Raw genomic sequence first — 22992 nt, 5'->3', positions numbered from 1 at the left:
GCAGCACGGATCGCAGTTACAAAACTTTCATCGAACCGACACATCCCCGTTGAGTGCCGTCTGTAGCTGGCCACCAACACGATTTGGGGGTGGCACGTGCTGCGTATCGAAAAACTGACCAAGCGATTTGGTGACAACGTTGCTGTCGATGCGGCAACGCTGGATGTGGACAAACCTTGCATGATCGGGATCATCGGCCGGTCCGGGGCGGGTAAATCGACGCTGTTGCGAATGCTCAACCGGTTAACCGATTCCAGCAATGGCCGCATTCTGTACGAAGGCCGCGATGTTACCCGACTGAAAGGCCGGGAAAAACGGTCCTGGCAGGCCGAGTGCGCGATGATTTTCCAGCAGTTCAATCTGGTGCCGCGCATGGATGTCGTGTCGAACGTGCTGCACGGGACGCTGAACCGACACTCGACACTGGCGACGATATTCAACCTGTTCCCGATGGAGGATATCCATCGCGCCATCGACATAATGGATCGTCTTGGCATTGCCGAACATGCGCCAAAGCGGGCTGAGGCCCTGTCGGGGGGGCAGCAGCAACGCGTCGCCATCGCACGTGCCCTGATGCAGGATCCCAGGATTATTCTGGCCGACGAACCTATCGCCTCGCTGGACCCGATGAATGCGCAGGTCGTGATGCAGGCCCTGCGCCGTATCCACGAAGAGGACGGCCGCACCGTCATCGCAAACCTTCACACGCTGGACACCGCGCGCCGCTATTGCGACCGCGTGGTTGGCATGCGTGACGGGCGCATCGTGTTTGACGGGTTGCCCGAGCAGCTGACCACCGGGGTTGCCCGCGAAATCTATGGCGCCGACGCCAGCTTCTCGGAAGAGGCGACATCGACCGAGATCGAAACGCTCGGCGCCACCCAGAAGGCCCTGATGGAAGCCGAGGCCACCATCTGAGCCACCCCCACGACCTTTCATCGCCCGGCCCGATGAGAGGTCGGGGCAATCAAACTGGAGAGAGACAGATGAAAAAACTAATGGCTGCCCTTGTTGCGACCACTGCCATGGCCGCACCTGCAATGGCTCAGGACATCAGCGAATTCCGCATCGGTATTCTGGGCGGCGAAAACGCTCAGGACCGTCTGAACAACAACGAGTGCCTGCGGGAATACACCGAAGAAGCGCTGGGCGTTGAGACCAAGCTGTTTGCCCCTGCCGACTATAACGGCGTTATTCAGGGTCTGCTGGGCGGCACCATCGACATGGCATGGTTGGGCGCGTCGGGCTACGCAAAAACCTATCTGAGCGATCCTGAGGCGGTTGAGCCGGTTCTGGTCAAAGTGAATGTCGACGGCGGCTACGGCTACTATTCGATCGGGTTTGCACGCAAGGACAGCGGCATCACCTCGCTGGATGACATGAAGGGCAAGACCTTTGGTTTTGGTGACCCGAACTCGACCTCGGGCTATCTGATCCCGTCGATCGAAATCCCGCAGGCCACTGGTGCGACCATGGATTCGGGCGACTACTTTGGTGAAGTGAAGTTCACCGGCGGTCACGAGCAGACCATCGTTGCAGTCAACAATGGCGACGTTGACGGTGGCGTTACCTGGGCTGACGGTCTGGGCAACTGGGAAGACGGCTACAACTCGGGTGCCCTGCGCCGCGCTGTTGATGCCGGTCTGGTCGACATGAACGACATGGTCGAAATCTGGAAATCCAAGCCGATCCCGGAAGGTCCGGTAGTTCTGCGCACCGCGCTGCCTGCGGATGTCAAAGAAAAGATGACTGCCCTGATGGCTGGCCTGCATGAGAAAGACCGCGAATGCTTCTACGGTGTTGCCGCGGGTGAGGCAAAAGCGTTCGAGCCGATCACGCATGACGCCTACGAAATCATCATCGAAGCACGCAAGCTTAAGTCCAACTAAGCCTGCCTATCCAATGATCGGGGTCTGGTTCGATACCGGACCCCGTTTTCCCCTCAGGAGCATTCCATGACAGACCTGACTGCAGGGTCCCAAAGCGTCGATCAGATCCGCGACGAATATACAGCGATGACGCGACGCAAGAGGGTCTATGGTGGTATCCTTCTGATCTTGTTCGTGGCTTTGATGGCTGCGGGATTCCGCACTGCCGACAGCCGCAATGCGGGGAGCTTCACCGACGGCTGGCATCGCATTCTGGACTATCCGGCCGAGGTGTTGTCGGAAGCCTGGGAAAAGATCGGCGCTATGCCGGCGAACCTTGTCGAGTTTTTTCCCGCATTGATCGAGACACTGAACATCGCGGCGGCGGCAACTTTGGTTGGGACCATCGGCGGAACGTTTCTGGCGCTGATGTCGACGCGGGGCATGGCGCTTTGGCCATCCCTGATCCCGGTCTTCCGCCGGATCTCGGATATCTTCCGCGCCATTCCCGAGATCGTGATTGCACTGGTTCTGATCTTCATTCTGGGTGGTGGCCCGATCCCGGCGATGATCGCCATTGCCATTCACACGGCGGGTGCGCTGGGCAAGCTGTTCTCGGAGGTCAATGAAAACGCCTCGCTCAAACCGGTGGAAGGATTGCAGTCGGTCGGAGCCAACTGGTCACAACGCATGTATCTGGGCGTGATCCCGCAAGTCGGTCCGAATTATGTCAGCTACGCCCTGCTGCGTTTTGAGATCAACATTCGCGCCTCGGCCATTCTGGGCTTCGTCGGTGCGGGTGGTCTGGGCTACGAGTTGCGCAACGCCATGTCCTGGGGGCAGGGGCGTTACGATGAGGCCGCGGCCATCTTCATCCTGCTTTTCGTCACCATCGTTATCGTGGATCAGCTGTCCGGGCTGCTGCGCGACCGCCTGACCCACGGGTCGGAAAAAGGAGCTACGGCATGAGTACCTTTGCCACCGACCTGTCGATAGATGACCTCAAGGCCGAGGCCGACCGCCTGTTCAGCCGCAAGCGTATCGTGAACTTTGGATTGCCGGGATTGGTTGTCCTGTACCTGATCTATGTCTTCTTTGCCTTTGACGTGCCAGGGCTGGCCGAACGCGCCAATTGGGAAAACGGCAAGACGCTGGTTTCGGATAGCTACAGCTACAAAACCCATGTCGAGCGCGACAACCGCAATGGTGAAGTTTCGGTTGCCATCGAGGGTGAGCGCAAGGGTGCCTATCCCGAGGGGACCGCGCCGGATTGGGTCGCGTTGGGTGAGACGACCGTAATCGATCTGGAAGACGGACACGTTGTGCGCTTTGGTCCTGAGACGGTCGAGTACGACATCCCGGGTTATGGTAGGGTACGCGCGACACCCAGCCGATCCGCTGGCGTGCAGGCGGAATTGCCGTCAGAGGATGTGCCTGAATGGATCAATGTCTCCAAGAACCGTTTGGCGATCACGACGGATGCGGGCCGTCTGACGGTTACCCGCAACCGATCAGAAGTATTCCGCTATTTCACTGGTTGGGAGCTGTTCTGGTTCACGCTGGATAGCCCGTATTACGGAAAATCCTTCTCGGAGTTGATGGGGCGTGCCGCATCAGGTGAAGCCGGTGCGATCTTCAATGACTTCTGGACCAACAAGATGTGGCGGCATCAAGATGTGGCCTGGGCGATCTTTGAGACCATTCTGATGGCCTTTCTGGGAACCCTTGGGGCTGGCCTGATCGCATTGCCGCTGGCCTTCATGGCGACGCGCAATTTCAATCCGTTGCGGTCGGTACGCTTTATCACGCGCCGGGTGTTCGATTTTGTCCGTGGCGTGGACGCATTGATCTGGACGGTTGTTCTGGCCCGGGCCTTTGGTCCCGGCCCGTTGACGGGGGCACTGGCCATTCTGGTGACGGACACAGGCACATTCGGCAAGATTTTCTCGGAGGCGTTGGAAAATGTGGATCAGAAGCAGATCGAAGGCGTGCAATCCACCGGAGCGAACGCGCCACAGCGCTATCGCTTTGGGGTGATCCCGCAGATCACTCCGGTGTTGTTGAGCCAGTTGCTTTACTTCCTCGAATCCAACACCCGCAGCGCTACCGTGATCGGTGCGATCACCGGCGGCGGGATCGGCCTGCTGCTGACGCAGGCCATCATCACGCAAAAAGACTGGGAAGAGGTCGCCTATTACATCGTCCTGATCATCCTGATGGTGATGTTGATGGATTGGTTCTCGGGCTGGCTGCGCCGACGTCTGATCCAGGGTGAAACCGGAAAGACGCGCAAACCGCGGGATCGCAAGGGCAAGCCGTTCCTATTGCCGTGACCTAAGAACAAGGACAAAAAGACCATGGCGCGACTGCGTTCCGACCAGCCGTTCATCCATCCCGATTGCCAGATTGCCGGCAGCACCTTTGGCGAGTTTGTCGAGATCGGTGCCGGTACCCGCGTGGCGAATTCCGAGTTCGGCGATTACTCCTATTGCGACCGGACCTGCGACATCGCCAATGCCCGGATCGGCAAGTTTGCGAACATCGCCAGCTTCACTCGGATCGGGGCGACCGATCATCCGATGGAGAAAGCCTCGCTGCATCATTTCCACTATCGGTCAGCTGACTATTGGGACGATGCCGAGGACGATGCCGACTGGTTTGCCCATCGCGCGGGTCGCACAGCGTTTATCGGCCATGACACGTGGATTGGTCATGCCGCGATCATCAAGCCCGAGGTTACCATCGGCCATGGCGCGGTCGTCGCCTCTGGTGCGATTGTCACCAAGGATGTAGCGCCATACACGATTGTTGCTGGTGTGACTGCACAACCAGTGTGTCGTCGCTTTCCCGAGGATATTGCAGATCGCATGATGGCACTGGCCTGGTGGGATTGGGACAACAGCAGGCTTCGTATTGCCCTGCCAGATTTCCGTGCCATGTCTGCCGAAGCATTTCTGGAAAAACACGAGGCGTGATCAAGTCAGCCAAGACGGCTCCCGCGCCTGCGGGGACATCGGCTGCGCCGACGCCCCTTGGCGGCCTTGGGCCCGGCGCCGCGCATTGCGCGGCGCTATGCCCAACGGGATGAGGCCTCCGTCAGGAGGTTGAAGACGGGCGGGAGCAATCCCGTTTTATTCTTCGCTTAGGGTTAGTGTTACGCGCTCACCCGCGAATACGGTCTTGCCATATTCAACGGGCTGTCCGTCAGGATCAGCGTTTATCCCCAGCGAATGCAGCACGGGGGCACCTTCGGTCAAATGCAAATGCAGTGCCTGCGTTGCGCTGGCGGACCGCGCGGTCAGGCGGGTCGAAATACGGGTGTAATCCGGTACACCGCAGGTTTGCAGGGCCTTTGTCACCGATGCGTTTTCGGACAGGGCGTCCAGTAGGTCGGGAAATCGCTCTGCCGGAAAGACGCTCTGAAACAGACCCACAGGTTGCCCGTCAGCCAGAGACAAGCCGTCATAGACATGAACCGGGTCACCTGTTTGCAGGCCGAGCGCTTCCGCTTCGGCCTCATCAGATGTGCGGGTCGTCAGGGCCAGTACCCGTTTGCCCGGGATCTTGCCGCTGGCCGAGATGTTCTTGTGATATCTGACACGTTTGCCAATCGGGTAGTCGGTGGGGCGGGCCGAAACAAACACGCCTGCACCGCGCCGGGCGTGGACCAACCCATGCTCGGCCAGATCGGACAAAGCCCGTCGAACGGTATGCCGGTTTACGCCATGGGTTGCGGCCAATTGCGCTTCGGTCGGCAGGCGGTCGCCGGTGTTGTAGCGGCCCTCGGCTATGTCCGAGGTCAGGGTCAGGGCGATGCTTTTCCAGATCGGTGTTTTGCTCATGTCATAAAAACTTCACGGCTGCGGAGATTGCGACTCGAGATCAACAGGTGTAATATTTGTCTAGTTGTATAGTAAAAATAGACAACCTGGCCAAGAGGCTTTGATGGTGGAACAGACAGATAAATCAGCCGAAACCAGGCAGGCATGGATGGGTGTGCTGGCCCGGGCGCCGCAGGATGCCCTGATGGCGCTATGGGACGGCCTGCAGCTGAACCCGACATATGAATGGCTGCGTGCGCCCGAAATCGGTGGCGTCATGGTGCGCGGTCGCACGGGTGGCACGGGTGCCCCGTTTAATCTGGGTGAGATGACAGTGACGCGATGCTCACTGGTGCTGGAGGATGGCACGGTCGGGCACGGCTATGTTCAGGGCCGATCCCGGGATAAGGCCCGAACGGCGGCTCTGGTCGATGCGCTGATGCAGACCGGGTCTGCCGACATGGTCCGGGCAAAAGTGATTGATCCGCTCGCACGGGAGATGCAGGCCACCAAGACGGCACGTGCGGCCAAGGCAGCGGCCACCAAAGTCGAGTTCTTCACCATGGTACGCGGAGAAAATCAATGAGCGCGCAAACCCAATTCTCGGGTGGGTTCCTAAATGCGCCGATTGATGCCGCACATGCCTTTCGTGCGGCAATGACCGTCATGGCGCGACCCGGAGAGGTGCGTGACCTGACTGGTGCTGAACCCCCTGCACCTTTGTCCATAGCGGCGGGTACGTTGCTGTTGACCCTATGTGATCCTGAAACCCGCGTTCACCTTGCTGGGGAGGCTGATACCGAAGCGGTGCGGAAATGGCTGACCTTCCATACCGGAGCGCCGATTGTTCCCGCGGCCGAGGCCGATTTCTCGGTTGGCCGCTGGGAAGATCTCATGCCGCTGAACTCCTACCGGATTGGCACGCCGGAATATCCCGACCGGTCTGCCACGCTGATCGTGGAATGCGACGCGCTCGAACAGCAGGGCGCGGCACTCAGCGGGCCGGGCATCAAGGAGGTGGCGCATCTGTCGCTGCCGGACGTCTCGGCTTTGCAAGGCAATGCGGCGCTCTACCCGCTGGGATGTGACTTCTTTTTCACCTGTGGCACCCAGGTCGCGGCGTTGCCGCGCAGCACGCAGATCAGGGCAGAGGGTTAAGCGATGTATGTTGCTGTCAAAGGTGGCGAGAAAGCCATCGAAAACGCCCATGCCTGGTTGGCCGAGGAACGGCGCGGATCAACGGATGTTACCGAGCTGAGCCTTGCGCAGATCCGGGAACAACTGAGCCTCGCCGTGAACCGCGTGATGGCCGAAGGGTCCCTGTTCGATCCAGATCTTGCGGCGCTGGCGATCAAACAGGCGCGCGGTGATCTGATCGAGGCGATTTTCCTGATCCGGGCCTATCGCACGACACTGCCGCGGTTTGGTTATTCCAGTCCGGTTGAGACGGGTGGCATGGCATGTGATCGCCGCATCTCGGCCACCTTCAAGGATGCGCCGGGTGGACAAGTTCTTGGGCCGACTTTTGATTACACGCACCGTCTGCTGGATTTCAAACTGGCCGCTGACGGAGAGGTGGCTGCTGCGCCCGAAGGGTCTGCCAGGCAGGAACCAACACCGCATATCACCGAATTCCTGAAGGGTGAGGATATCATTCAGGATGAACCGCCCAGCGACGAGACACCGGGAGACCTGACACGCGAGCCGATGGAGTTCCCGTCTAACCGGCCACTGCGCCTGCAATCCCTAACGCGCGGGGATGAGGGGTTTGTGCTGGGCATGGCTTACTCGACCCAGCGCGGCTATGCCCGCAATCATGCGTTCGTGGGAGAGTTGCGGATTGGCAAGGTCGCGGTCGAGATGGACATCCCAGAGTTGGGCTTTTCCATCGAGATTGGCGAGGTCGAACTGACCGAATGCGAAACGGTGAACCAGTTCAAAGGGTCCAAAACCGAACCGCCGCAGTTTACGCGCGGCTATGGTCTGGTCTTCGGCCAGTCCGAGCGAAAGTCCATCGCAATGGCTCTGGTTGACCGTGCCCTGCGCTGGAAAGAACTGGGCGAGGACGATCTGGGCGCCCCGGCCCAGGACGAGGAGTTTGTTCTGAGCCACGCGGACAACATTCAGGCCACGGGCTTTCTCGAGCATATCAAGTTGCCGCACTACGTGGATTTCCAGTCTGAACTGGAATTGGTGCGAAAACTGCGCCGGGAAGCCGAAGAACGGATTACAGGGAAGGAGGCAGCAGAATGAAGGCGGTTGTTTTTGATATTGGCGGTGTACTGGTCGACTGGAAACCGCATCTGGCCTGGGCCGAGGCGCTTGGGTCGGAAGACGCCGCACATGCGTTTATCGAACGTACGGACTTCCTGGCGCGCAATGCGCGCGGAGACAATGGCGAGCGTTTTGCCGATCTGGCACAGGAACTTGACGATCCGCAGGACCAGCGCCTTTTTGCGGCATATGTAGGATTGTACACGCGTACCGTTGAAAACGCGATCCATGGAACCTGGGATGTTCTGGACCGGCTCAGGGCGCAGGGTACTCCAGTTCATGCCATCACCAACTGGTCAGCCGAAACCTGGCCAGAAGGACTGAAGGTGCACCCGCGTCTGGGCGAGGTGTTCGGAACATTGGTCGTTTCGGGGCAGGAGGGCGTGATGAAGCCCGACGCGCGAATTTTCGAACTGCTTTGCGCTCGTGCCGGTATTGCGCCCGAGGAGTGTGTGTTCATCGATGACGGTCTGCACAATGTCGAAGGCGCGCGTGCGGTTGGCATGGATGGTATTCACTTTACGACGCCGCGGGCGCTGGAGGCAGAACTGACCGAAAGGGGTTTCCTGTGACGGGGTTCAGGATTGTCCGTCCGGGGCGAAGTGAGCTGGGGAACGCTCCGGTGTATCCGCGCGGGCTGGCGGATTTTTGCCGAGAGAGGTCTGCGTCGGAGCGCCGATCGCGCTCCATTCGTCTGTTGGGTCGCGTTGTTGCGCCTCACGTCGCCGTTTTGCATGGCGGGTGTGCCAAAGCAAATAGAAGAAAACGATCAATAAGAACGAACCAATTAACATTACGTCCACAAAAACACCAAAAAACAAAACGATACGCCAAATGACTGAGTATAACTTCGCATATCTGGACGAACAAACCAAGCGAATGATACGCCGGGCCATCCTCAAAGGCCTTGCCATTCCGGGCTATCAGGTGCCGTTTGCCAGCCGTGAAATGCCGATGCCTTACGGCTGGGGCACCGGGGGTGTGCAGGTTTCAGCGGCGACGTTGACGCCTGATGACACGTTCAAAGTGATCGATCAGGGCGCGGATGACACGACGAATGCGGTGTCGATCCGCAAGTTCTTCGAGAATACGGCGGGCGTCGCGACAACCGAAGAGACGGCCAAGGCCACAGTCATTCAGACCCGCCACCGCATCCCCGAGGCGAAGCTGACCAAAGATCAGATACTTGTCTATCAGGTGCCGATCCCGGAGCCGCTGCGTTTTCTGGAGCCGCGCGAGACAGAGACGCGCAAGATGCACAGCCTTGAGGAATACGGGCTTATGCATGTGAAGCTGTATGAGGATATCAGCCAGCACGGCGCGATTTCGACCGCGTATGCCTATCCGGTCAAGGTGTCGGGCCGCTATGTCATGGACCCGTCGCCGATCCCGAAATTCGACAACCCCAAGCTTGAAATGGATGCGATCCAGCTGTTTGGCGCGGGCCGGGAGCAGCGGATTTACGCGGTCCCGCCGCACACCAAAGTCGTGAGCCTCGATTTCGAAGACCATCCGTTTGAAGCGACGAAGGCCGACCATCCGTGCAATCTGTGCGGGGCCGAGGACAGCTATCTGGACGAGGTGATCATGGATGATGCGGGCAACCGGATGTTTGTTTGTTCTGACACTGACTATTGCCGGTCACGCCGTGAGGCAGGCCATGTGGGCCGATTGGCTGAGGAGAGCGCGGCATGACCCCTTTGTTGCAGGTCAAAGGCATCCGGAAACGCTATGGTGCACGGATCGGGTGCATGGATGTAAGCTTCGACCTCTACCCTGGCGAGGTGATGGGGATCGTGGGCGAAAGCGGGTCAGGCAAGTCGACCCTTCTGAACTGCCTGGCGGGGCATCTGGAACCGGATGCGGGTCAGGTGATCTTTGAAACTCGGGCGAATGGACCGGTTGACACCGTTACCATGTCGGAACCCGAACGTCGGATGCTTGGCCGTACCGACTGGGCTTTTGTGCATCAGCATGCGCGGGATGGTTTGCGCATGTCGGTCAGTGCCGGCGGCAATATCGGCGAGCGGCTGATGGCGGTCGGCGATCGTCACTACGGCAATATCCGCCACAAGGCCATCGACTGGCTGGGCCGGGTCGAAATCGAGGCAGAGCGTGTCGATGACCGCCCGACCGCGTTTTCGGGCGGGATGCAGCAGCGGTTGCAGATCGCGCGGAATCTGGTGACCGGACCGCGGCTGGTGTTCATGGATGAGCCAACCGGCGGACTGGATGTCTCGGTTCAGGCGCGTCTGCTGGATCTGCTGCGTGGGCTTGTGCGTGAAATGGGGCTTAGCGCCATTATTGTCACCCATGATCTGGCCGTGGTGCGCCTGCTGGCAGACCGGCTGATAGTGATGAAGGATGGTCGCGTGGTCGAAGCTGGGTTGACGGATCAGGTGCTGGACGACCCGCAACACGCCTATACGCAGCTGCTTGTGTCGAGCGTTCTGCAGGTTTGACTATTTGGGAAAAGATGAAGTGCGATGATTGAGTTAGTCAACGTGAGCAAGAGCTTCACCCTGCACAATCAGGGCGGCGCGGTGATCCCGGTGATGGAAGGTGCCTGTCTGCAAGTCGGACCGGGTGAATGCGTGGCCCTGACCGGAGCCTCCGGAGCGGGCAAGTCGACCCTGATGCGGCTGATCTACGGAAATTATCTGGCCGCCTCGGGTCAGGTGCGGGTCGGCGGGGTGGATGTGGCGCGGGCTGAACCGCGCGAGATTTTGGCGTTACGGCGAGAGACGTTGGGCTATGTCAGCCAGTTCCTGCGCGTGGTGCCCCGGGTGCCGACGCTTGAGGTAGTGGCCGAGCCGTTGTTGGCGGTTGGCTGCGACAGGCAGGCGGCCTTGGACCGCGCGGCCGGGTTGCTGCGGCGTCTGAGTATTCCCGAACGCCTTTGGACACTCAGCCCGACGACATTTTCGGGCGGCGAACAGCAGCGGGTGAACATCGCGCGTGGTCTTGCGCATGAATATCCTGCCATGCTGCTGGACGAGCCTACAGCCAGTCTGGATGCGCAAAATCGTGAAACCGTCCTGTCGCTGATCCAGGAGGCGAAGGAGCGCGGCGCTGCGATTGTCGGGATTTTCCACGATGTCGCGGCGCGGGAGCGGGTGTGCGATCGCGAGGTCAACGTCTCGGATTTCACGCCGGGGGTGGCTGCATGACCTTGGCCCCCGTCATAGCGATTGTTGGCCCTTCGGGTGTGGGCAAGGACAGTGTGATGGAGGCGTTGGAGGCGCGGGTGGACGGCATTCAGCGGGTGCGGCGGGTGATCACGCGACCCGAAGGCGAAGGCGGTGAAGATTTCGAACGTGTTCCGGTCGAGATGTTCCGACTAATGGCACAGGATGGCGCGTTTGCGCTGCATTGGTGCGCCCATGGGTTGCAGTACGGAATTCCGGGCGGGGTCGCGGATCAGCGCCGCAGGGCCGAGGCGTTGCTGGTCAACCTGTCGCGTGCGGTCCTGTTGCAGGCGCAGGATGTGTTTGGTGAGCTGATTGTCGTGACGCTGACCGCAGATCCGGACGTTCTGGCACAACGCCTGTCGGCGCGCGGACGTGAAAGTGCAGCGGAACAAGCGCGTCGTCTGGGTCGGGCGGAGGCTCCGCTGCCCGAAGGTTTGAACCGGGTGATCGAAATCGACAACTCAGGGCCCCTTGATGCCACAGTGGATGAGATCCTGTCCCGGCTTCAGCCGGAAAGAGCGTAGCGATGGATCAGATGGAACCGACCGTCTTCAGCCTCGCCCACCAATGCCAAGTCGTCGATCCGAAACGGGTTTGGCAGCATCGGTTCAAGGTGTGTTGCAAGCGCTGCCTGAACGCTGCGAAGGGTGGGTTTGTCCAGTTTGCCGCTAAGCGTGATGTGAAATCGGAACGAATCCAACACGTAAGGGTAGCCCCAGTTGACCAGATTGGCGTCCTGTTCCGGTGTCAGGCCGTTGCCACGACGGCGGGCCAGATCCGCGTCGGTCGCAGGGGCGCGGAACGTATCAAGATCGCGAACACAAGCGGCGGCCAGTTCGCCAAGTTTCGCGGTGTCTCCCAAGGGGCACAGGGCGAGGAAGCGGCCGAGCCGCGCAATCTCCAGACCCTCCAACTTGACCGGAGCGTAGGATGCCGCCAGTCGTATGCAGGCGTCCTGCAGTTCTGCGGCTGTTCGGGTTTTGTGCAGGCGGAAGGGCGGTTTCATCGTCGCATGCAGGCCGTATTTGCGCGGAACCTCGGTGACGGTGGCTACGTCAACGCCGTCCACGGACGGATGCGCTGCCACGGAGCCCGTTTCCATGTTCCAACCCAACCAGCTTGTTGCGAACCTTGTCCAGTCCGCGTCGCCGGGTGGCGCAAAATAGATCGCGTATCGCGTGAATGTCACATTGGCCTCCTACCTGTGTGGCCGATCCATAGCCCAAACTGCGTGAAGTTCAGATGACAGAAGAATTGATCCTTGCCAATGCGACGCTTGTTTTGCCCGATGAAACGGTTACGGGCAGCATTCGCATCCTCGGCGAAACCATTGCTCAGGTCGATACTGGGGTGGCAGTCCCCAAGGGGGCGGCGGATTGCGAAGGCGATTACGTCAGCCCCGGTCTTGTCGAATTGCATACCGACAATCTGGAGCGTCACATTCAGCCGCGTCCAAACGTACACTGGCCGCACGCCGCGGCCATCATTGCCCATGATGCGGAACTTGCTAGCACCGGCATTACGACCGTCTTTGATGCCATGCGCGTGGGTTCCATACCTTCGGGCGCGGGGCGTTACGGAAAATATGCCCGGGGTTTGTCGCGCGAGCTGTGGCAGTTGCGCGAGCAGGACGCATTGAAGATCAGCCATTTTCTGCATTTGCGGGCCGAGGTCTGTTCGGAAACGCTGATCGAGGAGTTGGCCGAATTCGGCCCCGAAGATCGTGTCGGGCTGGTCTCGCTGATGGATCATACGCCGGGGCAGCGGCAGTTCCGGGACATGAACAAGCTTGAAGCCTATCTGAAGGGCAAATACGCGATGGATGACGCGATGTTCACGCGGCACGTGGCCCAGCTCAGGGGGCTGCGGGAACGCAATGGTGACAAACACGAAACCGAGGCGGTCAAGGCCGCCCGTAGGTTCGGTGCGGTTCTTGCCAGCCATGACGACACCACAGCAGATCAGGTTCGTATCTCAGCCGGTCACGGCATTCGTCTGGCCGAGTTTCCCACAACGGTCGAGGCGGCGCAGGCCTGCCATGCGCATGACATCAAGGTTATGATGGGCGCGCCGAACGTGATCCGGGGTGGTTCGCATTCGGGCAATGTGGCCGCCCGTGATCTGGCCGAACTTGGACATCTGGATATTCTGTCTTCGGACTACGTGCCGTCGGCGCTGCTGCTGTCCGCCACGATGCTGGGTGAGCTGTGGGGCAACATGGCGCAGGGCCTGAAGACAGTGACACAGACCCCCGCGCAGGCCGCCGGTCTGGCCGATCGGGGTGAACTGCGCGCGGGTTTGCGTGCCGATCTGATCCGCTTTCGCCTGCGCGATGGTATTCCGGCGCTGAGCGCGGCTTGGTCGCGAGGGCGCCGCGTCGCTTAGAGCGGCAGGGTAAAGGCCGCTCAGGTCCTGTAGAACAGATAGCGGTCCGGGGCTATGGTCTCGGGTCCGGCAAATTGCTTGAATCCCACCAGGGGCTGGCCGGAGATCAGCAATCCGCCCGGCAGCATGACCCGCGCGATCAGCGGGCTGAGGCGGGTGGCCTCGGCAACATCCTCTTCCTTGATGCCGCGTCCGAAATCATAGTGGGCCATGGCGATGCAGGGGCCGTTTTCTGCCAGCTTTTCCAGCATCGGTTCTGCCTCGCCCTGCAGAAAATCTTCGGCCGGGGGTGTGCTGGAGGGATGGCATTGCAACACGCGATCCATGACCCAGATGCGCCGGTCGGGCAGGATCTCCCGCAAATGGTCATAGGTCCGGCCATTGCCAAGTCCCATATCCAGAATATCCCCAGGTGTTTCGGCGATCCGGGCTGCAGCCCAGTTCAGACCGTCGCGTTGCGCGGTCAGGCGGCGCAGCATGGAATCAAGTCGGCTCATCGGGTACTCCGTGGGTGTATCGGATGGGGGGGGCGACCCAGATTTCTGTGGGTCCGTCCAGCAATCTGGCCAGCAGGGTTTCGGTAAATCGCCAGATGTCTGGATCGTGCACCAGGTGGTGGGTCAGCACGCCAAACGGTTCGGCATTGTCCGCGCGACCTTCGCGCCGGTCGCGCAGGAAGCCTGCGGTTCGGGTGATCAGTATGTCCGGATCAACAAGTCCCCGTGTCCCACGCCAGTCGATCGGGTCCAGATGGGTATTCACCTGTTCCAGACCAGGCGCGGCCAGCCTTGACGCACGCGGCGTTGCCGTTGACAGAATGCGATAGCCGAGATCGGGCAAAACCTGCGCCACTTCGGGGGTGATGCGGTTCCATGGCGGAACGAAAACACGCCTGAGCCGGTCGCCGAACAGTTTGTGCAGAGTCGAAAACCCAGCCCCCGCGTCCTGCGCAACTTGCGCCATTGGACGATGCAGGCGGAATTCAGCTTTTTTCTCGGTGGTCGGCGCATGGTTTTGATGGGACCACCCGTGCACCACCGGGACCAGTTCGGAATGCTGCGCGACATAATCGACCAGGGCTTGGTCTGCGTCGCGGGGGATTACGGCAAGATGTACGGGCAGGCCGATGCGGCAAGACAGAGCCGACAGGGTTTCAAGCTGCGGCGTCACGGTTACCGCATCGTCGTCCCGCCACCAAAGCGGCAGGGTCAACTCTGCATCCGACCAGAGTTTCAGTTCGTGTGTCAGAGGGTTCCAGTTTGCGGTCATCGGCACCGCTCCAGCAGCGTTTTCGTGATCTCGACGGCTTTCCGTGCGCCATCGAACCCTTGTGTCGGAACCACGCGTGCACCGTCTGACAAGACTGTGCCGACAGCCTCGGCCAGAGCAGTGCCGCTTAACCGGGCGCTGGGCAGCACCCCGATGCCCAGAAGATCTGCAAGGCTTTGAGCGCGCAAACCCTGTTCGACCTCATTGCCGTCGTCAAAGGGTATGAAAACCGCCGGCGTTCCGCTTTGCAGAATATCCAGCGCAGTGTTGTAACCGCACATGCTGACCGAAGCGGCGGCAATTGGAAGCATTTCACGAAAATCCGGCCGGACCGGTTCCAGCGTGATGTTGGTGCCTTCGGCCTGTTTCGACAGATCGGCGATGCGCGCGCTTGCGTCTCGTCCGCCGACCAGCAGGCGCCAGCGCCTGTCTGGCATCTTTTGGGCGGCCTCGATGGCCGCGCGAAAGATCGGCTGGCCCACCGATCCGCCACCGGCGCTGACGATGACCTCGTCCCGGCCGACGCCGTCCGCGTGCGGTTGCGGTGCCGGTGGGGCAACAAAACCGGTGTAGTGCAACCGCTCGGACAGCTCAGCCGTGACAGGCCAACTGACATCCAGTTTCGTGAATTTTGGGTCCGAGTGGACAAGGATGCCGTCATAGTACCGCATCACCATCGCAAGTGCGCGATGAGCTTTCTCTGGTTTGGAGGGCGGCGCAAGGATGTCGCGGATCGACCCCAGAATCAGCGGGCGGCGCGGCAGGCCATGTGCTGCTTCAAGGGCAGCCGTGAACTCTCGGGCCAGCGAGCGCCGACCAAACGGAAACAGTTCGGTGATCAGAACATCCGGCTGAAAACGCCGAACGGCCTGCGTCAGCGCGACGATCCGGGCTGACAGATATATGTCGTCCGCAACAGAGCCTGTTTCGGTCAGAAGTCGCGTGAAGTCCGTTCCATCCGACCGCAGGGGAGGCAGCCCGAAAAGCGTCAGCCCCGCACTGTTCAGTTGCGGTGCGGGCATCCCGCCAGATACGACCAACACCTCAGCCCCGTCCCGCGCATAGGCGCGCCCAAGTGTCAGGGCACGGCTGAGATGACCAGTGCCCAACAGGTGCGTGACTACGATCAGAACCTTCATGAACTGCCCTTCGGGCGCAGCAGGCGAACCGGTTCGGGATCAGGGTGCATGTTTCTCATGTCGACGATATACAGCCGGTTGCGCTTGATTTTGAAGGGTGCGGGGCCGTTAAAGTCCCACCCCCAGGCCTGCGCCAGAATGACCCGCATGATACCGATATGGCAGACGGCAAGTGTGTCCCTTTGCAGGCCTGACAGCCAAGGGGCCAGACGGGCTCGGACGTCGGACGGGCTTTCTCCGTTTGGGGGGCGGAAATCCCATCCCCAGTCCTCGATATGGCGGTAACCGCTGCTGGCATCTGCGATCAGGTCAACGCCACGCTTACCCTCCCAGGCCCCCCAGTTCATTTCGATCAGGGCGTCTGATGTCTGCGGCGCGCGTCCGGACACCAGTCGCGCCGTTTCGCTTGCACGCGTCAGAGGGCTGGACCACAGCTCGGCCGTGTCCCACGGGGAAGGGAGGGCGGAACCCGAAAGCTCGGCTTGCGCGTCGTCATCCAGTGCAATATCGCTGCGCCCCTGAATGCGCCCCGCACGGTTCCAATGCGTGTGGCCATGGCGAAGAAGGGCAAGCCGGGTCATGTAGGCACCCCCAATAGCGGGCGGGCGTGTTGCCAGAAGCGCCTGGTGGCTTCGGGCATCAGGTTGCGCGCTGCCACATGCGCGCGCGCGTTTTCTCCCAGCGCGCGGCGCAGGACCGAGTCATTCAGCAACAGCTGCATCCGGTCGGCCAGGCCTTGAGCGCCCGCTTCGACAGTCGGATGGTCCGAGGGGGCCAGAACATCGCAAACACCGGGTCTGTCCTGCGCAACAACCGGAAGGCCACAGGCCTGAGCCTCAAGATAGATCATGCCATAGGCTTCGTTCACGCCGGGCCAGACAAGAAAGGACGACTTTAGGTAGGCAGTTTGGACCCCGGCCCGGTCCAGCAGACCCAGAATACGCACCTTCCCGTTAAACCGGGCCATCAGTGCTTCGACTTCGGGTCGGGCGGGCCCATCGCCAACGATATTTAAGGCCCATTCCCCGTCAAGCTGGGCCAGTGCGTCGGCAAGAACCCGGTACGAGGTCAGCTTGTCGCCATGCCGCATCATGCCGACCGCCAGCATGGGCCCGTTGCGTTCCGAAACGGCGGGCAGATCTGCAATGGGCAGAAACGGCGGCAACTCGGCCAGGATTTGATCGCCAAATCGGTCCCGTTCCAGCGTGATCAGGTCGTTGGCGGTGTGATAGTAGATCACCCGCGCCGCATCGCAGGCCCGGTGCGCAGCGCTGGCAAAATCGGCCCATGGGCCGTTCAGCCGGCTGGAGGCGCGGGTGCTTTCTAGTTGCACATACGGAATACCCCGGGCCTTGCAGACCTGTGGCCCCAGCAGATCAGGGGCCTTGTAATAATTATGATAGGTCACCCACAGAGCCGTTTCGGCTGGCATCGTGTCCAGAACGCGTTCCACTTCGACCCGTGCCGCGGCATGCAGCGCCTGCTGGATTCCGGTATCTCCGGTCTTGTCATAGATGCGGAGCGTGGAAACGAGGTCGACCTTGTCCCCCTGCGCGCCGATCGCCTTCATTAGATTGCGCGCCATTTCGCGGTCGCCCGAGGGAACCGGGCTGTCCGGAGATTTCATGGGGGCGTAAAAGGCAACCCGTGCCATCAGGCAGGTTCCAGACACAAGGCGTTCAGGCGGGCGGACAGCCGGGCAATGCCGGGATCCATTTGGAATTCGGTGATCAGGCGCTTGTAAGCCGCCGCAGCCATTCTGGCCGCCTCTTCCGGATCGGCGGCAACACCGGACATTGCGGATGCCAGCGCTGCGGGATCATCGTCCGCCAGAACACCGTGCACGCCGGTCTCGATGAACTCGGGAATGGCGGAAACCGGGGTGGACAGGATTGGCAACTGCTGAGAGGCCGCTTCCATCAACACGTTGGGCAAACCATCACGGTCGCCGTCCACCGCAATCCGGCTGGGAAGAACAAACAGGTCGGCACGCCGCATCGCCTCGATCACTTCGGGCTGATCGCAGGCACCTTTCCAGCTGATCCGGTCCGCCAAACCCGCAGCGACGGCCCGTTCCTGCAGCTGTTTGTTCAATGAACCGCCCCCGATATGGGTCCAGTGCCAGTCCAGTGCATCCGGTAACAGGGCGAATGCGTCGATCAGTCGGTCAAACCCTTTTTTTTCGACCAACCGGCCGACGGACAGCATGTGAAACGGGTCGTTTGCGGCCCGGATCATACGGTTGGGAGGGGACGGAAAGCGCGACAGATCCAGCCCGTGATAGATCAGTTCAATCCGCGCGGGATCATCAGAAAGCCCACGCAGGTGTTTTGCGCCAATTGCGGTGCAAGTGGCCCCGAAGGTGGCACCAAACGTGTCGGACCGCAGTTTTTCCCGCTTCTCCCATTCTGGTGAGGTCCAGATGTCCTTGGCGTGGGCGGAAAAGCTCCACGGCAATCCCCGCATGATCGCGGCATATCGCGCGACTGAGGAAGGCGTGTGCATGAAATGCGCATAAAGCGCCAGCGTTTGCTCCGGCAGTTCGGCGGCCAGAACGCAGGCCTGCCCGAAGCGCCGGATGCGATTGTGACTAGGGTCGCGGCGCAGATCATCGCGCCAGGCCCGATACGCCTGCTTGTAGCCAGGCAAAGCCCGCGCCACATGACGGGCAGCCCAGACACGGCCGGGTTCTTCGTACAAGTACTCGGGCAGGTAATGGACACGACCCTGAAATCGGTCGTGCAGAGGGTGGCGTTTGACATCCGTTGGGTGGCGCAGGGACCAGATATCAAAGCGGTGGCCAGCCTCTTGCAGGGCCACCAGTTCCTGGGCGATGAACGTCTCGGACAGGCGCGGCCAACCTTTGACCAGCACCGCCAGTTTCGGCAGGTCTGCGGTCATCCGGTGGCCCGTTCCCGTTTGCGGCCCAGCAGAACCTCAATGCGATCGGTCACGTAATCCAGCCCGCCCAACAATCCGCCCCGGATGGCTTCTGACGGCAGCGGCTGGTGCGGAATATTGCGAATGGCCTGGATCATTGCCTCGGTTGTCAACCCTTCCCGGCGTTCGTCCAGCATGCGGATCAGGCCCAGGTTTTCGGCCCGGGAAGCCCGGATCCACTGTTCCAGGCGCGGTGTCGTGCGCGGTACGATGACCGCGCGTTTGTCAAAGGACAGAACCTCGCAAAAGGTGTTGTAACCACCCATGCAGACAACTCCGGTGGCGCCGGCAAACAGGGTTTCAATCTGCGATTCAAATCCTACCGCGGTAACACGCCCATCAAGCGCGGCAACGCGCGTTTCGAACTCTTCCCGCAATTCGCCCGACAGGAACGGTCCGTAGACCAGCACCGCCCTTGGCGACAGGTCGGGGTCGCTTTCGTAAGCGGACAGCACCAGATTGACGAGCGCCTTGCCGTCTCCGCCGCCGCCGGGCGTGATCAGCACATAAGGCTGTTTGGGTGGGTCGCCAACGGGGCCAAGATCGCGCCGAAGATAACCTGTCCAGTGAATACGGGATTGCGCCGCCGGGCTGAGCGGCAGCCCCTTGGTCGGATCGTAGACCGATCGCAAGCCGTATACCCAGATTTCGTCGTAAAACCGCTCCGTCGCGGCCACTGCGTCCTTTCTGGCCCACTCGGCGGCCAGAACCTCGGGCTCGTCCAGAACATCCCGCAGACCCAAGACAAGCCGTGTCCGGCGCGAACGTTCAAGGGTTTCCAATGTGCGCAGCAACTCGCCCCGAAACCCTGTCGGCTCTTTGTCCACGACAAAGACGTCAGGATCGTACTGCTCGACCGCGGTTTGAATCAGGCGCGCGCGCAGCTCCGTGACTTCTTCGATGCCCATGCCAATGGTCTGCGAGGCATATGAACCGTCGGCCCGCTTGGTGACACCGGGCAGGCGCACATGGTCGACGCGGCGTGGAAACGTAAACCGCCCCGCCACGGGCGAGCCCGTCAGGATCAGCGCGGAGGCCGTCGGATCTGCCTGGGTGATTGCGGCGGCCAAAGCACGGGAACGGCGCAAATGTCCCAACCCGAACGTATCGTGGCTGTAAAACAAAATGCGCGGCGCGCGGCCGGATATCTCACTATGTCGTTCTAGGCTCATGCCTTCGCCCGTTTTTTGTCATTTCGGTGCAGTATCCGCGCAAATGCACCCGTATCTTATTATTTCAGTCTCTGCCCGCCAAACGAGCGCTGCCCGACCTGCAAATGCGCCATGCATTGCGATTTGGCAACATCAATTCCAGAGCAGAACAGGCGCGTGGCACCGGATTGTCCCGCCCAAACCGGTCTGACGGTGTTCACTTGTTACAGGATTGGTCATATTCAGTTTTTGTCAGGTTGAAAACAGCCTTGTCCAAAACTGTGCGCCAGGAACACGGCTGGACACTTTATCGAGATGGGAAGGTTGGATAATTTGAACACCTGTAAACGCTTGAGTATTCTGTGCGGCAACATGCGAACTGGACCTAAACCCATGCACTTCAAACTGTTTGCCGCGCTGGTTTTCACTTTCTGGGCAGTGCTTGCTGCCGGAACGGGGGCCGTCGCTCAGACATCTTTGATTCCGGGATACCCGACTGCTGGCGACACCAGTGCCGAGACGAGCGCCGACGGAGACATAGCCGCAGCCATCCGCGCCGCGACCGAAGCTGGCGCAAGCGTGATCGTGATCGACAGCGCCGGGCAGGTCGCAACTGCCGGAACCACCGGAGCCGCCGGTGCGGCTGCGGGCGACGAGAACGACCCGATGGGTGAAGGCTCGCAACTGATGAAGGCGCAGGAGAGGTTCAGGACTTTCCGGGAGTCGGTTCAGTCGCGGCTGGAGGCGTTGCCCTATTCGATCTTCGAAGTGCAGTACATTCTGCGCCAGACCAGCCCGGACGGGCGGATCATGACCTATGTCGAGGTTCTGGCCTGGAATGTCCTGTTCCTGCTGCTGGGACGGTGGCTGTCCATCGAGATCTACGGCAAGCGTATCGCGCGGCGTATCGTGGTGGCGCGATCCAAGGACAACCCCCAGGGGTACCGTGAGAAGATGCCGTTCCTGGTGTTCCGTTTCCTGATGGGGATCGGGGCCACCGTGTTTGCCATGTTGCTGGCGCTGATCGTGGGGTATCTGTTTCTTGGCGAGGCCGAGGACATCTCGATCCAGTTCACGGTCACAGCCATCTTCACGGCGTTCTTCCTGTCGCGGACAGTGTCGGATCTGTGGCGGATGGTCCTGTCGCCCTACCTGAGCCAATACCGACTGCCACCCTTTTCCGACAGGGACGCAAAGCGGTTGTACATCTGGGCTTCGGCCATCGCGACCTATGACATTTCGGTCGTTCTGTTTTCCACCTGGGTTGCCGATTTCGGGCTGAACTACAACGTCTACGCGATGGTCTACGGAAGTCTGACGATGCTGGGCGCTGTCGCCAATGTCTTCATGATCCTATTCAATGCCCGTGCTATCTCGAACGCCATTCGCGGCGGACGCGCGCCGGATCAGGTGTCGTGGATATTGCGGTTCATCTCGTTCGCCTGGGCTCCTGTGCTGATCGTGTATCTGGTGTTCAGCTGGCTGAAACTGGCCGTGGATCTGTTGCTGGAAAATCAGAACTCAATACCGATTGTCGCCAGCAGCTATCTCATTTTCATGTCCGTCGTGATTGCTTACGGCGCCATGAACTATCTGTTGGAGCGGTATTTCGACCGTAACCGTCAGATCGAGGAAATGAACGCCCGCGCGGAAGAGGCCGAAACCGAAGAGGGGCAAGGCGCAGCGGAAACACCTGAAGCTGAGCAGAGAAAGCACACCATCCTGACCTACGAGGATCTGGCCCGGCGCGTTGCGGGCATTCTGGCCTTTGTGGTTGGTGCCTACGCACTGGTGGTGATCTGGAACCCGGACGCCAACTGGAGCGAGGATCTTCCGATCGAGCGGGTGCTCGATGTGATGGTAATCATCTTCATGGGCTATATCCTGTTCCATTTCTTCCGCATCTGGATCGATTCCAAAATCGCCGAAGAAGAGGTCGATGTCGGCGAAGCGGAACTGGGCGATGAAGGCGGCGAAGGGGGGCAAAGCCGTCTGGCCACCCTGCTGCCGCTGTTCCGCGGTGCGATCCTTGCAGTTGTCGTCGTGACCATAGTTCTGATTGTGCTGATGGAGCTGGGCATCAACGTCAGTCCGCTGTTCGCGGGTGCCGGTGTTGTTGGTCTGGCCGTCGGGTTCGGCTCGCAAACGCTGGTGCGGGACATCTTCTCGGGCGCGTTTTTCCTGATGGATGATGCCTTCCGTAAAGGCGAATATATCGATATCGGCGACGTGAAGGGGACAGTTGAGAAAATCTCGGTCCGGTCCTTCCAGCTGCGCCACCATCTTGGGGCGCTCAACACCATTCCGTTTGGCGAGATCAAGGTGCTGACCAACTACTCACGCGACTGGGTGATCATGAAGCTGCCGCTGCGTGTGACCTATGACACCGATGTCGAGCAAGTGCGCAAGCTAATCAAGAAGCTGGGCCAGCAGTTGCTGAGCGATCCGGTGATCGGCGAGAACTTCATTCAGCCATTGAAATCGCAAGGCGTGATCGAGATGCAGGATTCAGCGATGATCATCCGGGTCAAGTTCATGACCAAGCCGGGCGACCAGTGGTTGGTGCGCAAGAAGGTCTATCAGGAAATTCGCGAGCTGTTCGCGCGCGAGGGCATTCGTTTCGCCCACCGCGAGGTCACCGTGCGTCTGGCCGATGACAAGAATGCCGAGGACCTGACGCCCAAGCAGCGCGAGGCCGTAACAGGCGCAGTGCAGGCGGCGATTGATGAAGACTATCTTGACGATATTGGCCCGGGCGGCGGCGATGACAGATAGCGCATCCTCCCGCCCCTTTGACCGGCGTCTCTGACGAGACGCCAGCAAAGAGTTGGGCTGGGCCGCGCGTCCCGCGCAGCGGTGGCTCTTTGGATGAGTGGGATAAACTGACACGCCTTTGAGCCACGGCGGGCCGAGAACGTGCAGAGCGGTTGGGGTTTTTGCGAGCGAGGGTCTGT

General features: G+C 60.4%; 26 protein-coding genes. 15 read left to right on the top strand and 11 right to left on the bottom strand.

Going from position 1 to position 22992, the window contains the following annotated elements; translation table 11 throughout:
• Nucleotides 1–96 precede the first annotated feature (96 nt).
• From phnC to ACR0MI_RS06850, 5 genes are all read left to right on the top strand, one after another.
• Nucleotides 97–918: a phosphonate ABC transporter ATP-binding protein gene (gene phnC, locus ACR0MI_RS06870; RefSeq protein WP_170613543.1), complete on the top strand. Its 822-nt coding sequence runs from the start codon at nt 97–99 to the stop codon at nt 916–918.
• A gap of 68 nt (nt 919–986) precedes the next feature.
• Complete coding sequence (gene phnD, locus ACR0MI_RS06865; RefSeq protein WP_155148824.1) at nt 987–1889, top strand: phosphonate ABC transporter substrate-binding protein; 903 nt, start codon at nt 987–989, stop codon at nt 1887–1889.
• Nucleotides 1890–1955: 66 nt separating this feature from the next.
• Nucleotides 1956–2837, top strand: a complete 882-nt coding sequence (gene phnE, locus ACR0MI_RS06860; RefSeq protein ID WP_155148826.1) for a phosphonate ABC transporter, permease protein PhnE — start codon at nt 1956–1958, stop codon at nt 2835–2837.
• On the top strand, nt 2834–4201 hold the full coding sequence (phnE, locus tag ACR0MI_RS06855; RefSeq protein WP_170613541.1) for a phosphonate ABC transporter, permease protein PhnE: 1368 nt from the start codon (nt 2834–2836) through the stop codon (nt 4199–4201). The genes phnE (ACR0MI_RS06860) and phnE (ACR0MI_RS06855) overlap by 4 nt, the downstream gene beginning before the upstream one ends.
• 24 nt (nt 4202–4225) lie before the next feature.
• A complete protein-coding gene (locus tag ACR0MI_RS06850) occupies nt 4226–4843 on the top strand; it encodes an LbetaH domain-containing protein (protein ID WP_170613539.1) in 618 nt (205 codons plus the stop codon).
• A gap of 156 nt (nt 4844–4999) precedes the next feature.
• On the opposite strand, the gene phnF is transcribed toward ACR0MI_RS06850, so the two are convergent.
• Nucleotides 5000–5710, bottom strand: coding sequence for a phosphonate metabolism transcriptional regulator PhnF (gene phnF, locus ACR0MI_RS06845; RefSeq protein WP_170613537.1), 711 nt, complete (start codon nt 5708–5710; stop codon nt 5000–5002).
• A 103-nt stretch (nt 5711–5813) separates the two neighbouring features.
• On the opposite strand from phnF, the gene phnG reads away from it, so the two are divergent.
• From phnG to ACR0MI_RS06825, 4 genes are read left to right on the top strand one after another with little or no spacing between them, the layout of a single operon-like run.
• Nucleotides 5814–6275 (top strand): phosphonate C-P lyase system protein PhnG, encoded by a 462-nt coding sequence (phnG, locus tag ACR0MI_RS06840; protein ID WP_170613535.1) that lies wholly within the window; start codon nt 5814–5816, stop codon nt 6273–6275.
• Nucleotides 6272–6847, top strand: coding sequence for a phosphonate C-P lyase system protein PhnH (gene phnH / locus ACR0MI_RS06835; RefSeq protein WP_170613533.1), 576 nt, complete (start codon nt 6272–6274; stop codon nt 6845–6847). The genes phnG and phnH overlap by 4 nt, the downstream gene beginning before the upstream one ends.
• A gap of 3 nt (nt 6848–6850) precedes the next feature.
• Nucleotides 6851–7942 (top strand): carbon-phosphorus lyase complex subunit PhnI, encoded by a 1092-nt coding sequence (locus ACR0MI_RS06830; RefSeq protein ID WP_170613531.1) that lies wholly within the window; start codon nt 6851–6853, stop codon nt 7940–7942.
• Entirely contained in the window at nt 7939–8535 is a 597-nt protein-coding gene (locus ACR0MI_RS06825) for an HAD family hydrolase (RefSeq protein ID WP_170613529.1), read from the top strand. Before ACR0MI_RS06830 ends, ACR0MI_RS06825 begins: the two co-directional genes overlap by 4 nt.
• Before the next feature lie 6 nt (nt 8536–8541).
• Here the strand turns inward: ACR0MI_RS06825 and ACR0MI_RS06820 are convergent, their stop codons facing one another.
• Nucleotides 8542–8784: a hypothetical protein gene (locus ACR0MI_RS06820; protein ID WP_480853964.1), complete on the bottom strand. Its 243-nt coding sequence runs from the start codon at nt 8782–8784 to the stop codon at nt 8542–8544.
• Nucleotides 8785–8797: 13 nt separating this feature from the next.
• Here ACR0MI_RS06820 and ACR0MI_RS06815 point away from each other — a divergent pair, with 13 nt between their 5' ends.
• From ACR0MI_RS06815 to phnN, 4 genes are read left to right on the top strand one after another with little or no spacing between them, the layout of a single operon-like run.
• On the top strand, nt 8798–9658 hold the full coding sequence (locus tag ACR0MI_RS06815) for an alpha-D-ribose 1-methylphosphonate 5-phosphate C-P-lyase PhnJ (protein WP_480440678.1): 861 nt from the start codon (nt 8798–8800) through the stop codon (nt 9656–9658).
• Complete coding sequence (gene phnK, locus ACR0MI_RS06810; protein WP_170613527.1) at nt 9655–10425, top strand: phosphonate C-P lyase system protein PhnK; 771 nt, start codon at nt 9655–9657, stop codon at nt 10423–10425. The genes ACR0MI_RS06815 and phnK overlap by 4 nt, the downstream gene beginning before the upstream one ends.
• A 24-nt stretch (nt 10426–10449) precedes the next feature.
• The gene (gene phnL / locus ACR0MI_RS06805; protein ID WP_170613525.1) at nt 10450–11133 is read left to right on the top strand and encodes a phosphonate C-P lyase system protein PhnL; all 684 of its coding nucleotides are present in this window, start codon (nt 10450–10452) and stop codon (nt 11131–11133) included.
• Complete coding sequence (phnN, locus tag ACR0MI_RS06800) at nt 11130–11678, top strand: phosphonate metabolism protein/1,5-bisphosphokinase (PRPP-forming) PhnN (protein WP_170613523.1); 549 nt, start codon at nt 11130–11132, stop codon at nt 11676–11678. Before phnL ends, phnN begins: the two co-directional genes overlap by 4 nt.
• Here the strand turns inward: phnN and ACR0MI_RS06795 are convergent.
• Complete coding sequence (locus ACR0MI_RS06795; protein WP_170613521.1) at nt 11660–12343, bottom strand: DUF1045 domain-containing protein; 684 nt, start codon at nt 12341–12343, stop codon at nt 11660–11662. The two genes, phnN and ACR0MI_RS06795, sit on opposite strands and share 19 nt — an antisense overlap.
• A gap of 53 nt (nt 12344–12396) precedes the next feature.
• Between ACR0MI_RS06795 and ACR0MI_RS06790 the strand changes: the two genes are divergently transcribed.
• Nucleotides 12397–13539: an alpha-D-ribose 1-methylphosphonate 5-triphosphate diphosphatase gene (locus ACR0MI_RS06790; protein ID WP_170613519.1), complete on the top strand. Its 1143-nt coding sequence runs from the start codon at nt 12397–12399 to the stop codon at nt 13537–13539.
• 20 nt (nt 13540–13559) lie between these two features.
• On the opposite strand, the gene ACR0MI_RS06785 is transcribed toward ACR0MI_RS06790, so the two are convergent.
• Genes ACR0MI_RS06785 through ACR0MI_RS06750 form a run of 8 tightly spaced genes read right to left on the bottom strand, consistent with a single transcriptional unit; the run spans nt 13560 to nt 20259 of the window.
• A complete protein-coding gene (locus ACR0MI_RS06785) occupies nt 13560–14036 on the bottom strand; it encodes a class I SAM-dependent methyltransferase (RefSeq protein WP_170816773.1) in 477 nt (158 codons plus the stop codon).
• A complete protein-coding gene (locus ACR0MI_RS06780) occupies nt 14023–14808 on the bottom strand; it encodes a polysaccharide deacetylase family protein (RefSeq protein ID WP_170816774.1) in 786 nt (261 codons plus the stop codon). The genes ACR0MI_RS06785 and ACR0MI_RS06780 overlap by 14 nt, the downstream gene beginning before the upstream one ends.
• A complete protein-coding gene (locus tag ACR0MI_RS06775; protein ID WP_170613513.1) occupies nt 14805–15947 on the bottom strand; it encodes a glycosyltransferase in 1143 nt (380 codons plus the stop codon). The genes ACR0MI_RS06780 and ACR0MI_RS06775 overlap by 4 nt, the downstream gene beginning before the upstream one ends.
• On the bottom strand, nt 15944–16528 hold the full coding sequence (locus ACR0MI_RS06770; protein WP_170613511.1) for a histidine phosphatase family protein: 585 nt from the start codon (nt 16526–16528) through the stop codon (nt 15944–15946). The genes ACR0MI_RS06775 and ACR0MI_RS06770 overlap by 4 nt, the downstream gene beginning before the upstream one ends.
• Nucleotides 16525–17601, bottom strand: coding sequence for a glycosyltransferase family 4 protein (locus tag ACR0MI_RS06765; protein ID WP_170619446.1), 1077 nt, complete (start codon nt 17599–17601; stop codon nt 16525–16527). The genes ACR0MI_RS06770 and ACR0MI_RS06765 overlap by 4 nt, the downstream gene beginning before the upstream one ends.
• Nucleotides 17601–18848, bottom strand: a complete 1248-nt coding sequence (locus ACR0MI_RS06760) for a glycosyltransferase family 4 protein (protein ID WP_170619445.1) — start codon at nt 18846–18848, stop codon at nt 17601–17603. Before ACR0MI_RS06760 ends, ACR0MI_RS06765 begins: the two co-directional genes overlap by 1 nt.
• Nucleotides 18845–20059, bottom strand: coding sequence for a glycosyltransferase (locus ACR0MI_RS06755; RefSeq protein WP_170613505.1), 1215 nt, complete (start codon nt 20057–20059; stop codon nt 18845–18847). The genes ACR0MI_RS06760 and ACR0MI_RS06755 overlap by 4 nt, the downstream gene beginning before the upstream one ends.
• Nucleotides 20060–20118: 59 nt before the next feature.
• A complete protein-coding gene (locus ACR0MI_RS06750) occupies nt 20119–20259 on the bottom strand; it encodes a hypothetical protein (protein ID WP_170678349.1) in 141 nt (46 codons plus the stop codon).
• Nucleotides 20260–20431: 172 nt separating this feature from the next.
• On the opposite strand from ACR0MI_RS06750, the gene ACR0MI_RS06745 reads away from it, so the two are divergent.
• Nucleotides 20432–22813: a mechanosensitive ion channel domain-containing protein gene (locus tag ACR0MI_RS06745; RefSeq protein ID WP_170613503.1), complete on the top strand. Its 2382-nt coding sequence runs from the start codon at nt 20432–20434 to the stop codon at nt 22811–22813.
• The last annotated feature ends 179 nt before the right edge of the window (nt 22814–22992 follow it).

The organism is Ruegeria sp. D4 (assembly GCF_056534475.1).
Note: the sequence above shows the minus strand (reverse complement) of the source record. Positions and strands in the feature narration are given on the sequence as shown.